Below are 13805 nucleotides of genomic sequence, written 5' to 3'. Positions count from 1 at the left end.
ATATAACGACTGTGCTTGCAGTCGTATCATGATCTTTGTATTATGGCGGCACGTTACGGTGAGATGGGTGAGTGGCTGAAACCACATCCCTGCTAAGGATGCATACGGGCAACTGTATCGAGGGTTCGAATCCCTCTCTCACCGCCACGATTTACTTATGTCGCGCTCATAGCTCAGCTGGATAGAGCACTTGGCTACGAACTAAGGGGTCGGGAGTTCGAATCTCTCTGAGCGCACCAATAAGTAAATCTGAAAACGTAGTCTTTTAAGACGACACAAGTACGCGCTCATAGCTCAGCTGGATAGAGCACTTGGCTACGAACTAAGGGGTCGGGAGTTCGAATCTCTCTGAGCGCACCAACTTGAAAAAATTACCGCACATGTTGCGGTTTTTTTGTGCTTGTGATTTATCGCTTTGATATAGCTGTCTTTTGTCTTTTGTCTTTTGTCTTTTGTCTTTTGTCTTTTGTCTTTTGTCTTTTGCTTGGATTGTATAAAAAAAATCTTTTGTCATAAGACAACCCATCAGTAAATTTGATTTTGCTTTTTTCAGCAGATAAACCCTCATTTCAGATGTTCATGGCGATGCATTTTTTAAAGCTAGATAAAGAAAAAGTTGGGTGAGTTAAAGCCGCGATTCAATGATGGCGATAGATTTGTTATCTATCTTGAGCATTTATACGTGAGTATTGCTAAGTTTAAATTCCAAACTTGTGATGAAAAAGCCATTAAAAAAGTAAATCAGGATGATTTTGAACGTGTTTAAAGAGTAATTGTTTATTTGCTGTGCGTTTAGTTAAATTTATATGAAAAAGCTCTTAACAAAAAATAAAAATCACGTATAATGAGCCTCATCAAGACATCGCGCTCATAGCTCAGCTGGATAGAGCACTTGGCTACGAACTAAGGGGTCGGGAGTTCGAATCTCTCTGAGCGCACCAACTTGATCAAGATTGAAAAAACCGCACATGTTGCGGTTTTTTTGTGTCTGAAATATAGCTAAAACCAATAAATTCAGCTTATCAATTAAGGTTCTAATTTAACTTCTGTTTAACTTTGAGTGCAAAGACTGTATTGCCACCTAAAGCCGGCAACATGTCGTGATACGGCATACTGCGCATAGCACGAAGTAAAAACGGTGCTTTGTCATCAATCTTCACCGCACTGGTCAATTGTAATAGCGACCCTTGTTGTAAGGGTCGAATATGCATAGCACCTCGGACAAACTTTAAGTCCCCACCGGTTGCGGTGTATTGATTTTGCAATAAATCGGGATAGTTAAAACGCATTTTAAAATCAAAGGGAATATTGATCACGCCTAAACCCACCGAAATTTTATAGTCGGCATCCATCAGGTGCGGATTAATTTTCTGCACTTGCATATGTTTAACTTGTCTTGGAAATAAATGCTTGAACGAAGACACATTAATCCAACGCTGTAAGCTCGAAGGCTTTTGTGCATAATATTGAAAACTGGTGCTAAAGCGCATCAATTCATAATTTTGCCCAAAGGGAACGCGCTGCGCTGTCAAAATAAAGGACACAGGTTCTTTCGAGCTTTGACTTAATTGGGTGACTTTGTCGAGTTGAGAGGCATTTAATTTGAGTTCAGGTAATTGATTTGCAGCGAGAGTTTCGCTGCTAAAGGCTTTAAATCGACGCTGTAATGATTCGAGTAAAAAACCATTGGTTCCCGCAGGAATCCCTAATTTAGCATCGGGTAAGGCATTTAATATTTTGCTAAACAAAAAACCTTTGGGCTGATTTAAATCGCCCCATTGGGTCACACTAATCAAGGTGTGTTGAGCATCGATCTCAAACCATTCAATTTTCCCTGCACCAAAGGGCACCGGTGCTTGTAGAACCAAACTATTAATGCTGTTGTGATCAATTTGGTGCTGCATCACCACGGTTTCTTTAAAGTTTAAAACCGGAATAGGTGTCGGGATATGGATGCGGTATTCAACTTGGCTGGTTGAACCTTGCTGTTGCAAAACCTCAGCAGATTTTAGCGTGGGAAATAAGCCAGCATAGTTTGGATAATTACTGAGTAATCTGGACACATTTTTGCTGTTGGTTGGGACAACCACGGCGGCACTTTGAAATTTACCAACGACTTTTTGACCTGCTTTCATCGTGGGCAGACTAATCTGCTGTGAAGGATGTGCAAAAATCACGATGTGATCACCGGCAAGATTTGCCAAGGCTTTGGCATTGCCATTAAACAAGTCCAAACTACTAGGAATCTGGGGTTGCCATTGAACGAATTTGGCCCAACTGGTCGATATGCTCAGTCCACTCAGAAACGCTAGCATCATGATTATTTTTGTTATCTGCATGTCACATCCTGCGTATGCAATCTTTTATTTGTTGCTGTTTTTAACGTATTTCTAGGTGGAAGGGAAGTAGTGAAGTGTTACAACCGACCATCAAAAAGCATGAAGCAAGTTTGAATTGTGGTGTAGTATTTAGCGCAATTCATTTTTAAATATTCATACGCTTATGTCTGAGAATCTACCTGCATTATCGCTGCGCTATTTTTTAAATCTAGAAGAATCACAGGATGGTTTTGCACTAGCTACTTTTGGCAAAAAGCAATTTACGCGTTTTTTAACGCCAGCCATTAGCCTTGGGATTATCATCTGGGGTTTTTACTTGGGTGTAAATGGTGTCGGTGCCTACTATGTTGGGCTGGGTGCTTTCTTTTTACTTCTTCAAGGTATCATGCGTTATTGGTTTTTACCGATGATGTTTAAACGCCAGTTTGTAAAATACCAATTAGGAAAAAGTGAACAAGGTATTGATTTATTTCAAGACTATGCAGAAATTCATGCCAATGGTCGTAAGAATATCTTCCATTATGCTGAAGTGGCCAATTTTGCTGAAGGCAAATTGACCTATATGCTTGAGCTGAAAAATAAAACCGTGATTATTGTGCCGAAAAGTGCATTTAAAGATACTGCGGACCAAGCGATTTTTAGCAATACTTTTCAGCACTAAGACAATCTATTCATAACAAAAGAGGGAGTAGTATGCAGTCACGTCCATCTAAAATTGTTTGCGTCGGTCGTAGTTATGCAGATCATGCCAAAGAATTAGGCAATGCAATTCCTGACCGTCCTGTACTTTTTATGAAGCCGCCAAGTGCATTAACCGCATTAGACCAAGGCATCTCATGGAATCCTGCATGGGGCAGTTGCCACTATGAATGCGAATTAAGTTTACGTATTGATCGTCCTTTATCGGCTGAAACTGATCCTCTCAAAGCCTTAGAAGCAGTTGGAGCTGTGACTTTGGGCCTAGACCTGACTTTACGTGATCTACAAGATGACTTAAAGAAAAAAGGTCAGCCGTGGGAACGTGCCAAAGCTTATGATGGTTCTTGTATCCTTGCGGATTGGGTCGATGTCCAAGAGGTGGTTCAAGATTGGAAAGATGTGCATTACACCTTGCATGTCAATGATGAACTGCGTCAGAACGGTGATACTGCATTGCTGATTTTTGATGTGGGTACATTACTGGCCGATATTAGCCAAGTGTTTAGTCTTGAAGCGGGTGATGTGGTCATGACAGGTACGCCTGCAGGTGTCGCGGCACTACAGTCAGGTGAGCAGTTGAAAATGACCCTAAAAGGAAAAAATCAGGACTATATCTGGACAACTTTTGTCAAATAAACTGTGAACGAAATACAAAAAAGGCTGCTTAATGCAGCCTTTTTTGATTGACCTATTCATGACTGTTTGGCGGTGGTTCATTGGGTTGTAAGGGGCCTGTCTCTTTCCATGTTTCATAGGTGTCGGCCATATGCTGTGAGTCGGTGTCTCCCAATGCACCTGCTTTGGCATACCATTGTCGCGCTTTTTCACCATTTCGAATATCATAATGATAATAATGTGCCATTTTCATCGCTGCGTCAGCATCTTGCCCTTGTTCTGCGGCATAGCTTAAATATTCAGCTGCTTTGTCGGGTGTTGACGAAGGATGTTCAGAAAAATAATGTTGATTTCCCAAGACTTTGATCGCTTCGACATTCTTTTGTTTGGCTGCTTTTTCATACCAAATTTGCGCTTGGTGCTTATCTTGAATTAAGCCTTTTCCAGTGTCGTACATCCAACCAACGGTATATTCAGCAGCAGGATCATGAGTCTTTTTTGCAAGGTCTAGCACCCAGTGTGCAAGGAAAATATTGCCATCTTGCTGCATCTTTCGAATCACTTGATCTGCATGCGGGTTTCCTTGGTAGGCTTGAGTCATCAACCATGCGAATGCGTCCGTAGTGCCTTGATCCGCAGCAGCTTTGTACCAATGTACACTTTGTTCGATATTTTGTTCTGTGCCCGTTCCAGTGAGGTATAAATCACCCACTTTCATTTGCGCAGTCGCATCACCACTTTGAGCTATTTTGAGTGCAGATTTAAATTCACGCTGTTCTTTGGAACTACAAGCCGTTAAAAATACGGCAGATAAACACAGCGCTAAAATGGTTTTTTTATTCATTTGAAATGGAATTATTATCATTTTCGTAGATTTTTTGATCTTAACGGATTGTTGAATCACTTTATAGAGACACTTATAGCTAAATTTAAACACATTTAGGGCTTTAAAGTGGATTTCCTAAACTGATCTGGGGTGCAAAGCATCCATTTTTTAAACATATTTATAAACGCTGAGGCATTGGCATAGCCAAGTTCTAAGGCAATATTTTCGACGGTTTGGCCTGCGTTGAGCATGGACATGGCTTTCATGACTTTGAGACGTTGTCGCCATTCATGCAGGGACATCCCAAGTTCTTTTTGACAATAACGCGCCAGAGTACGTTCCGTCATATTTATCCGCTTTGCCAATTGCTCAAGCGCGCTCTGATCTGCAGGATGTTGATGTAAATAATCAAGCAGTTGTTTGAGGGCAGGGTGTTCCGAATGCGGTAAATAACTACTGACCAATTTGGCTTGATGTAGCTGATCTAAGATCACATGAAGCAAGCGTTGATATTCGTCCGTATTTTCCATGAGGTCGGCTTGTTGGTGTAAGAGACGCAAATGGCTGAAGATCGCGGTGACTAATGGTGAGCTGAGTAAAATCCCCGGTTGTTTCGGTAAGTGAGTACATAGCGATTCATGTACATATAAGGTTCCATGTGAAACCGCTGTACGATTTAAACCACTATGTTCTAAATGTGGGGGAAGCCAGATGCCATAAGGTGGAGGGGTAATATAGTCTATCTGGTTGATGTTCACTTCCATTACGCCATTAAAGGCATAGACAAACTCGCCCCAAGCATGTCCATGGACGGGATAAACAGACAGTGCAGGATCGTCACGAAAACTGATCCACAGCGCTGCTTGAATTTCATCGTTGGTGGGAAGTTGTTGCAACTGCGTATGATCTGCACGAGCTTTATGACCCATAAGAAATTTTGCCTGAATAAGAAGATCACTTGTCTATTTTGAAGTATATATTTTATTTCTGACAGTTCTATAGTGTTGCTTGTCGTATTGTCGAGTAAATAGTGTGGAACAGCGTAAGGCGCTAGATGCAAAAGCTTCTGGTTTGATGATTATTTTGTGCATGATTTTAGGGATTCAACAGGTCATTTTGAAATTGGCCGCGGTTGATATTGCGCCGATCATGCAAATTGCCATCCGATCGGGTTTGGCTGCGCTGTTGGTCTTTCCACTGATTCGTCTTAAGCCGGGGACACATTTATATACTCGAGAATACTTGCTGCCGGGTATCTGGTTGGCGTTTTTATTTTCAGCCGAATTTATTTTAGTGGCAGAATCCCTGCGCTATACCTCTGCATCACATACCGTTGTCTTGCTCTATACCGCACCGATATTCGTGGCACTAGGTTTACATTGGAAGTTGCCTGAAGAAAAGCTTACAGCGATCCAATGGGTCGGTATTTTTATTGCCTTTTCAGGAATAGTACTGTCGTTTATGGGACGTGAAAGTAGTACTACAGTCAACACTCAAGCCCTGTTGGGTGATGCGATGGCATTACTTGCTGGGGTGATGTGGGCCTTGACCACCATTTCATTAAGACTCACCAAACTCTCTGATGCACCTCCGACTCAGACCTTGTTTTATCAGCTAGTTGGTGGTTGTGTATTTTTATTACCCGTGGCGTGGCTGACAGGACAAATGACTGTACATTGGACGGTGTTGTCCATCAGCAGTATGATTTTTCATGTGCTCATTATTTCATTTTTTAGCCTGATGCTTTGGTTTTGGCTGTTAAGTAAATATCTGGCCAATGGTCTGGGCGTTTTTTCATTCCTTACCCCAATCTTTGGACTGGTCTTTGGCGTATTGATCTTAAACGAAACGATTGAACTGAATTTTATCTTGGGGACGGCCTTAGTAATGGTCGGAGTGATGACGGTAACCTTGCATCGGTGGTTGTCTAAATTGATGGGACGTCAGCGCACAGCGACCTAAGATCATGTATAAATAAAAAAGGAGAGCTACGGCTCTCCTTTTTTTATTTACGCTTATTTTTCTTCAAAAATAGTCGCAAGTGGAATCGAGAGTTTGGCCGCGAGATAATCATCCGATTCGACCAGTTGCGGCCCAATTTTTTCCATCCAAACATCATCTGGATCGACGCGACCTAAATCTTGCCGTTTAGGGAGCGGATAGGGCAGCTTACTGTAAAAACTCCAAAAGTCCACTTGGGTTAAATTACGAACTAAAACATAATGATCATCATCTGTACGTTTAATCAGGTGTTGCTCTTCAAACAATAAAATATAGCTTGGCAGGCGGCCGATTTCATCACGCCCTAAAACCTCAAGCGCTTCTTTTTCTGTCACGCTCTGACCGAGTTTTTGCTTTTTATAAAATAATTCAAGCAAATCCATCAACATAATAACAGGATGACGTTTTTGGTCGTTGCCCGAATTGAAAGCGGTCAGTGCATAACTAATTTCTACCCCAATCAGCACGATATTCCATGAAAGGAATATCCAAAGCAGGAAAATTGGCACTGCAGCAAAAGCACCGTAAACGATTTGATAACTGGTGAAATTTGACATGACAAAACCAAAGAGGTTTTTGAGTAATTCAAATACCACGGCACTAAAGACACCCGCGATCAGCGCCGCCTTAATCGGCACACTGCGGTTGGGAATCGTCCAATACAGAATGAAAAAACCTAAAATGGTCAATGAAAAAGACAAGATCCACAGCAGAAAAGCCCCATCTAGTTCATAGCCGGCAAAATTATTGCTGAGGACATTCATAGAGGCCACAGTGGATGACACAACAAATGCACTACCCAGTAAGATTGGGCCTAATGAAATAATGGTCCAATAGCGCATAAAGCCAATAATGCCACCACGTGTCTCACGCACCCGCCAAATTCGGTTAAATACCGTCTCAATACTGGTCAGCATCATGACTGTGGTAATGAATAAAAACAGCACACCTATCACGGTCAAGTTACTGGATTTATCGGTGAAGGCATTTAGCGCTTTATCGAAAGCAATCGTCGTTTTCGGTAGGAAATTACTATAAATCAATTGTTGAAGCTGTTGACGAGCAGGTTCTAAAGCTTTAATTGAGGAGATGATGACCAAGAATACGGTCAACATGGGTACCACTGCAAACAAGGTGGTATAGGTTAATGATCCTGCTTGTTCACGGCAGCGATCGGCTTCAAAACGTCGAATGACAAATAAAACAAACTGAAACCATTTCTTGTCGTAAAAGGGAAGTTTTTTTAAAAATGCTTCGATCATTCGTTCAAGTCTCGAGTTATTTTAGTCATGTTTATGCAATTTTCATCACTTAGCTTAACCAAAAAATAGGAAAAATACCGTATAGTTTTCTTTTTTCATTGAATTTATAAAAATGACGCAAGCTTATGTACTGGTGCTGTATTACAGCAAATATGGTTCAACACGTGAGATGGCACATTTAATTGCCAATGGAATTGAAGCGTCTGGAATGGCAGTAAAAATACGAACCGTTCCAAATTTATCTACTGTGGTGACTGACGTGCAGCCCAGTATTCCTGCCGAAGGCGATATTTACTGTAGCTTAGATGACTTAGCGCATTGCTCAGGTTTAGCCCTTGGTTCGCCAACACGTTTTGGTAATATGGCGTCGGAAATGAAATATTTCTGGGATCAAACCACAGCGCTTTGGCTCAATGGCGCATTACATGGCAAACCTGCCTGTGTGTTTACCAGTTCAGGTTCAATGCATGGGGGACAGGAAAGTACTTTGCTGACCATGCTGCCACCTTTGTTTCATCACGGAATGATGGTTATGGGTTTAAGTAATGCCCATCCTGCATTATCGAATACCAAAACGGGTGGTACACCTTATGGTGCAAGCCATGTCAGTGGTCCACGCCATGATCAGTCATTGAGTCAAGATGAGCGTAACTTGTGTGAAGAGCTGGGTAAACGCCTAGGCGAAGTCGTCAAAAAGTTGATTTGATACTTACTTGCTCTAGGAAGTTGCGCTAACTTTGTAGCGAACGGGCAAGAAAAGGCTTAAATATTGCACTTTTCTTGCTTTATTTACGTGTGACGTCTTTTTATTTATGACGTTGTATACCACCCAAAATATAAAAATAAATCTGTCGAACCATTCCTGAAATATTAAAAATAAATGTTATCAACAATATATTGAAAGTTTTTAAATACAGCCTGCTCAGTGATGGTTTCGAGTCGAATATAGCTGTCTCTTTGGGCGCGTTATTTTTATTTTTTGATTACATGATTTGTATTTAAATTTCTTCTTTGGGGTATGTGATGTCTATTATTAATTTTCGAATGATTTTCTTGTGTTCCGTATTGGCTGCATCTTCCTTGTGTACGGCAATGCCAGTTTTATACAGTATGGATTTCCCGCAAGAGAACAAAGACGAAGAAAAAGAATTTTTGGCGAAAAAAGATCAAGTTAAAGTGGACTCAAAATCTTTAACTGATGTTTCAAAATAATTGATTCGCCATGGTTTTCGAATAGCATTTCAATAGACTAGAAATACATATTAGAAAAACAATAACCTATAAAAAAAGAGCGCTGATGCGCTCTTTTTTAATTTCGAAATTAGTCTTGATCCGAAGTCTTTGCAGCGTCTTCAGGCTGTTGCTCAATTTCAAAGCGCTGTTTGCAATCTAAACATTGGTAGTCGAGAAAAATATTTTGATCGACGATCACGCCGGCTTTTTTACCAAAACGGTGTCCGAGAAAACCGCCTGTAATGCCGACGCTAATTGCACCAACAAAAGTCCCGATGGTTCCGCCCATAATCACGCCAAGTGGGCCAGCAGTCACGCCACCAATCGCAGCACCAATAGATGCGCCAGATGCCGCACCACCGACAGTCCCTGCAGCAGTTCCTGCACCACTGAGTAAGACCCCACCAATTTTTTGTAAGTTTTGTTCATGGTTACGCTTTTCAATATGGGTTGATCCACATTTTGGACATTTAACTGTCGTTTCCATGTTTTGCTCTTCTGTATTCATAACTTTCCATAGCCTTAAAAAATAAAGTGGCCGAATTTATGGTGCAGCATAATGTAATTTGACAGATGAGTAGTTGACCCATTCGATCAAATGCAACGATTTTCCTGAATTTTATCGAGTTTTGCACACCGATGTTTTGTCTGCTTGTAACTAAGGCGTTAAAAAGTGCGCTTTATGTCACCTTAATCGCAAATTTTTAGTAAAAAAAAAGAACACATGATGTGTTCTTTTTTCTTTTGAACGCAAACTAGTCACGAACAAATTCAACTGTACCATTCGCCAGTGATTTCACACGTGCCAATGATTCAACGCGATAGCCTTTTTCAAGCAAAATATCACGACCAGGTTGGAATGATTTTTCAATCACGATACCGATACCCAATACTTCAGCACTTGCTTGATGAATAAGATCTGCAAGACCTAAAGCCGCTTGACCATTGGCCAAAAAGTCATCAATCACTAAAACTTTATCTTCAGCATTGATGTGCTTTTTAGAAATTGCGATCGTGCTTTCAGTTTGTTTGGTAAAAGAAAACACTTTTGAGCGATACAAATCATCTTTTAACGTCAAAGATTGATATTTACGTGCAAAAATCACAGGAACACCAAGTTCAAGACCAGCCATTACTGCAGGTGCAATACCTGATGCTTCAATCGTAATGATTTTTGTGATGCCAGCATCTTTAAAAAGACGGGCAAATTCTTGACCAATTTGCTGCATCATCACAGGGTCAATTTGGTGGTTCAGGAAAGAATCGACTTTCAGAACTTCTTCAGAGAGAACGATACCTTCAGCTAAGATTTTCTGTTCCAGAGCGTGCACGGGAGAATCCTCGAGGGGGCAGGTGCTTTTTAAAGCAAAAGCGTATTTTAAAAAGCACCATGAAAAATGCAAGCGAAATTGATCAAATCAATTAATTTGTTGCACCTTTATAGCCCGTTAACAATAAACCGTAAGAGGTTTTATTGTCTTGGTGGGAAACTTTGACAGGTAGATAATCTAGTTTTGGTGCTAACCAGAAAGTCGTTTGACGGCCTGGTTTGTCATGACGCATCACGACTTTAACGGTGTCAAAAGTTCCATAAGTGGTTTTCACTTTTTCAGTGCCTTGTTTCAAGAACTTACGAGCTTCAACCTCTTTGGCATCGGCAATGTAGTAATTCGATTTCAAACCACCATTTTTTAAATCTTCACGAATTTGCAATTCAGCATTGAGTTCATCTAACACACCTGATTTCCACGCAAATGAACGCGCTTTATCATCTTTTTTGGTATTAATGGTTTTTGCGCCAGCATTAAAATTAATATTCATGGTGTTGTTGTGCACCAAAATTTTGCTGCTGCGGCTAAAGCTGTTCGAGTGAATTTGGCTGCCATTTAAACTAAAACGACTGGTTTCAGTTGCAGAGGCCATCGCACCAGCTTTTGCTGCGAAAACATAGGTCCAGTTATTCCCAGATTGTTTTAGGGTACGTGTTGCAGAACCCAAATTTTTGCCATTGTAGTTAAATTGGTAGTTGGCTTGGAATGGACTCATGGCAAATGACTGACTTGAGAAACCAGTCAAAAGCAGTGTAGTCGATACCCCAGCAACAAGACCTAAATTTTTCAAAACTGAATGTGCCATAAGTATGGTTTTCCTATTCAATAGAAGTGCGGTGGACTAAACCACCTGATATGTTTATTATGCGGCTGGATTGTGGAGAATCACGTCACAAATCCGTGCCTAATGTATATGTTGTGTAGCGTTTTATAGGCTCAAGATATCTAAGTACAGGATAAGTCTAGCTTTCCTTTTGCTTAATTGGCGTGACTTCATCGTCTTTTAAATTTGAATCATCCCAGTCTTCAATCCGTTCTTGCGACATCTTGGTGAACAATGCGGTTAAATTAACATTACCAATCACCACCAATTCGGCCTCACGTAAAACAGCATGGTTGACATGGACTTTGCCCAATGTGTCGATAATCGATCGACTTTTACCGAGCCAGCGATTCAGGTCTAAATACAGTAAATCATCTTTAACTTTGATCACATTGAGCTTTTCCAAAATCATACCCAATGGATCTTGGTTGAGTACTTTTTGATAGAACCATAACGCCATGCGCACGCCCATCTTATACAGAACATTTGGATACTTCGCTTCAATCACTTGTGTATCACTAATTTGTTCAAATACGATCAATTGGGTTTGTTTGTTGAGTTCCATCTGTACCAGTTTTAAATCAACAGAGAGTGTTATGATCAGCCCGTTATAATCCAATGTGGCATACAGTCGAAGCCAGTCATCATGCAGGTCAGCATGCAAGTCTTTGAGCATTTTCACATTATCGGTCACAAAGCGCTGAAATGTCGCATTTAAAAACACTTGAGACATTGGGAATTCACGCTCATCTTCAATAAATCCTTCAGCTTTTTGGTACACTTGGCGTATACGTTTAGCGATATTGGAAACTAGCGTTTGCATAAGAAGTGCATCCTGACAAATTATGTTTTTTAACGATGTTTATCTTGTCGATTTCTATAAAAACACAAGGTTTTGATCTTGCAGTTTAGCAAAATAAATTGCACCATTTTCATGATTTTAATTGTGCATTATCTATGTGTTGATGGATTTCTCGTTTTCATCAAAAAATGAATACGAGTTTTATTTTATACTGTTTTAAGCAGTTTGGGGAATGCGGCAAATTGTCGGTTTAATGTGATGCTGAAAAAAATAACGTTCATGCCCTTGATGAAAGAGTGGTGGAAAGATCCCATATTTGCAACTGCATTGGCGTTTGCTGCTGTGTTGCATTTGGCTTTTTTAACCATGCAATTTTCCATGCCCCAAGAGGCGGATTATAACACCAAAGAAATTGCAGTTTCTTTACGTTCTACGACGGAAAAAATTGAACATGCAGACTTTTTAGCACAAGCCGATCAGCAGGGCTCTGGGACATTCCGTGAGTCACATCGTATGTCGAGTGACATGCCTGCACCGATGATCGAACAAAAAGCCGGGGAGCAAAAAAGCGAAGCTTTAGAACAACTGCAACAAAAGAAAGAGCTGAGCTTTGAAGACAAAGTGTTGATGACAACCTTGAGTTGGCAAAAACAAGCGGAAGAAAACAGTCGCAAAAAAGCCGTTGAGGAGTTGAATAGTCAGTTTCAGGCCAAGGCTGCGATGGTGGCGAGTATCGAAGCTCAATATTTACAACGCCAGCAAAACTTTAGCCGTCAGCAAAAAATTAAAACCATTGATGGTATTCAAGCCAAGCAAGATGTTTCTGCTGCTTACATGGAAAAGTTTCGCGAAAAAGTCGAGTTTTACGGTAACCGTTATTATCCTGAAGCAGCAAAACAGCAGCAGCTACGCGGTGAAGTACGCTTAATGGTTATTTTGAACAGTAATGGCGGGATTCGTGCCATTCGTTTGATCGAAAGTTCAGGTTCAAACTTATTGGACGAAGCTGCAAAAACCTCTGTACGTAAGGCGGCACCTTTTGGTTTGTTTGATGCCAAAATGAAAGACATCTCAGAACTTCGTATTGTGCGTACTTGGCGCTTCGATCCTGCAGAAGCAGAGTTTGAGGTGCGTTAATCAGTCGCGATAGCGTCGCAAAACTTCGCAGATTTCGACGCTAAAATTCGTATACCATTGGTTTTTTCCCAATTGCTGCGCCACTAGATGTTGTGCATCTTGTTGCCAAGCTCGAATGTCTTCTAATGTATTCCAGTAGGAAAGGGCGATTTCATGCTCATCCTCTGTCAGCGCTTCAAAATGTTGACAGTTAAAGTGTGTCGTAAGCGTCCGCTGAACACACCTTCTGAATTCATCCTATAAGCCTTAATTTAGTCCCCACTTAGAAACAAGTGGGGACTTAAATTTATGACTACAAATCATCAGACATCCATCGCATCTCTTGCGAAAAAACGAAGAACATACAGTGCTGAATTTAAACAGCAGATCGTTCAGGCTTGTAAAGCACCGGACGTTTCAATTGCTTCAGTCGCTTTGCAACATGGATTGAATACAAATCTTGTATCCAAATGGATTCGCTTAATTGATGCTAAGCCAGGGAGTGATCGCTCACCACTACCGAATAAACCTGCATTTATTGCCTTATCTTGCTCTGCACCATTAGATCCTACTCCTACTGACATGTTAAAAGTTCAAATTACTTTACCCCACTCAAAAGCAGAAATTGGCTTGAAATGGCAAGTATCAGAAATACCTGCCTTGGCAGAATTACTCAAGGTGCTGGCAACATGATCCGTATCGATGAAATCTGGCTTTCTACCCAACCTCTGGATATGCGAGCAGGGATGGATACTGTC

General features: G+C 40.9%; 15 protein-coding genes, 4 tRNA genes and 1 pseudogene. 11 read left to right on the top strand and 9 right to left on the bottom strand.

Annotation, left to right across the window (positions count from 1 at the left end):
- Nucleotides 1–57: 57 nt before the first annotated feature.
- From FTT99_RS06735 to FTT99_RS06720, 4 genes are all read left to right on the top strand, one after another.
- Nucleotides 58–147 (top strand) — tRNA-Ser (locus tag FTT99_RS06735).
- Between the two features lie 15 nt (nt 148–162).
- Nucleotides 163–239: transfer RNA gene (locus FTT99_RS06730), tRNA-Arg, on the top strand.
- A gap of 44 nt (nt 240–283) precedes the next feature.
- Nucleotides 284–360: transfer RNA gene (locus FTT99_RS06725), tRNA-Arg, on the top strand.
- A 504-nt stretch (nt 361–864) separates the two neighbouring features.
- Nucleotides 865–941: transfer RNA gene (locus FTT99_RS06720), tRNA-Arg, on the top strand.
- A gap of 93 nt (nt 942–1034) precedes the next feature.
- On the opposite strand, the gene FTT99_RS06715 is transcribed toward FTT99_RS06720, so the two are convergent.
- Entirely contained in the window at nt 1035–2318 is a 1284-nt protein-coding gene (locus FTT99_RS06715) for an SRPBCC family protein (protein WP_373684800.1), read from the bottom strand.
- A 184-nt stretch (nt 2319–2502) separates the two neighbouring features.
- On the opposite strand from FTT99_RS06715, the gene FTT99_RS06710 reads away from it, so the two are divergent.
- Nucleotides 2503–3000, top strand: a complete 498-nt coding sequence (locus FTT99_RS06710; protein WP_180008423.1) for a YcxB family protein — start codon at nt 2503–2505, stop codon at nt 2998–3000.
- Between the two features lie 32 nt (nt 3001–3032).
- On the top strand, nt 3033–3674 hold the full coding sequence (locus FTT99_RS06705) for a fumarylacetoacetate hydrolase family protein (RefSeq protein WP_180131855.1): 642 nt from the start codon (nt 3033–3035) through the stop codon (nt 3672–3674).
- A gap of 52 nt (nt 3675–3726) precedes the next feature.
- Here the strand turns inward: FTT99_RS06705 and FTT99_RS06700 are convergent, their stop codons facing one another.
- Nucleotides 3727–4497, bottom strand: coding sequence for a tetratricopeptide repeat protein (locus FTT99_RS06700; protein ID WP_180131858.1), 771 nt, complete (start codon nt 4495–4497; stop codon nt 3727–3729).
- Nucleotides 4498–4592: 95 nt separating this feature from the next.
- The gene (locus FTT99_RS06695) at nt 4593–5408 is read right to left on the bottom strand and encodes a helix-turn-helix domain-containing protein (RefSeq protein WP_180131861.1); all 816 of its coding nucleotides are present in this window, start codon (nt 5406–5408) and stop codon (nt 4593–4595) included.
- 103 nt (nt 5409–5511) lie between these two features.
- On the opposite strand from FTT99_RS06695, the gene FTT99_RS06690 reads away from it, so the two are divergent.
- On the top strand, nt 5512–6441 hold the full coding sequence (locus FTT99_RS06690) for a DMT family transporter (protein WP_180084625.1): 930 nt from the start codon (nt 5512–5514) through the stop codon (nt 6439–6441).
- A 53-nt stretch (nt 6442–6494) separates the two neighbouring features.
- On the opposite strand, the gene FTT99_RS06685 is transcribed toward FTT99_RS06690, so the two are convergent.
- Nucleotides 6495–7742 (bottom strand): YihY family inner membrane protein, encoded by a 1248-nt coding sequence (locus tag FTT99_RS06685; protein ID WP_180131864.1) that lies wholly within the window; start codon nt 7740–7742, stop codon nt 6495–6497.
- A 112-nt stretch (nt 7743–7854) separates the two neighbouring features.
- On the opposite strand from FTT99_RS06685, the gene wrbA reads away from it, so the two are divergent.
- Together wrbA and FTT99_RS06675 are read left to right on the top strand one after the other, a co-directional pair.
- Nucleotides 7855–8448, top strand: a complete 594-nt coding sequence (wrbA, locus tag FTT99_RS06680) for an NAD(P)H:quinone oxidoreductase (protein ID WP_180010538.1) — start codon at nt 7855–7857, stop codon at nt 8446–8448.
- 317 nt (nt 8449–8765) lie between these two features.
- Complete coding sequence (locus FTT99_RS06675) at nt 8766–8954, top strand: hypothetical protein (RefSeq protein WP_180131872.1); 189 nt, start codon at nt 8766–8768, stop codon at nt 8952–8954.
- A 109-nt stretch (nt 8955–9063) separates the two neighbouring features.
- On the opposite strand, the gene FTT99_RS06670 is transcribed toward FTT99_RS06675, so the two are convergent.
- The 4 genes from FTT99_RS06670 to FTT99_RS06655 form a co-directional block, all read right to left on the bottom strand.
- On the bottom strand, nt 9064–9462 hold the full coding sequence (locus FTT99_RS06670; RefSeq protein ID WP_180093188.1) for a hypothetical protein: 399 nt from the start codon (nt 9460–9462) through the stop codon (nt 9064–9066).
- 268 nt (nt 9463–9730) lie between these two features.
- Nucleotides 9731–10306 carry a xanthine phosphoribosyltransferase gene (locus FTT99_RS06665; RefSeq protein WP_078189246.1) on the bottom strand — a complete coding sequence of 192 codons (576 nt, stop codon included), beginning with the start codon at nt 10304–10306 and terminating at the stop codon, nt 9731–9733.
- A gap of 91 nt (nt 10307–10397) precedes the next feature.
- A complete protein-coding gene (locus FTT99_RS06660; protein ID WP_180131875.1) occupies nt 10398–11111 on the bottom strand; it encodes a DUF3108 domain-containing protein in 714 nt (237 codons plus the stop codon).
- 157 nt (nt 11112–11268) lie between these two features.
- Nucleotides 11269–11952, bottom strand: coding sequence for a hypothetical protein (locus FTT99_RS06655; RefSeq protein ID WP_078192433.1), 684 nt, complete (start codon nt 11950–11952; stop codon nt 11269–11271).
- A gap of 258 nt (nt 11953–12210) precedes the next feature.
- On the opposite strand from FTT99_RS06655, the gene FTT99_RS06650 reads away from it, so the two are divergent.
- Nucleotides 12211–13068, top strand: a complete 858-nt coding sequence (locus FTT99_RS06650; RefSeq protein WP_213066202.1) for an energy transducer TonB — start codon at nt 12211–12213, stop codon at nt 13066–13068.
- Here FTT99_RS06650 and FTT99_RS16465 read toward each other — a convergent pair.
- Nucleotides 13069–13269, bottom strand: a pseudogene (locus FTT99_RS16465) (antibiotic biosynthesis monooxygenase); the annotation flags it as partial. It lies immediately after the preceding gene.
- 87 nt (nt 13270–13356) lie between these two features.
- On the opposite strand from FTT99_RS16465, the gene FTT99_RS06645 reads away from it, so the two are divergent.
- Nucleotides 13357–13740 (top strand): transposase, encoded by a 384-nt coding sequence (locus tag FTT99_RS06645; RefSeq protein WP_004828545.1) that lies wholly within the window; start codon nt 13357–13359, stop codon nt 13738–13740.
- Nucleotides 13741–13805 lie beyond the last annotated feature (65 nt).

The organism is Acinetobacter sp. YH12040 (assembly GCF_013420005.1).
In the GTDB taxonomy this organism is placed as follows: domain Bacteria; phylum Pseudomonadota; class Gammaproteobacteria; order Pseudomonadales; family Moraxellaceae; genus Acinetobacter; species Acinetobacter amyesii.
This window is presented reverse-complemented; position numbering and strand designations above follow the sequence as displayed.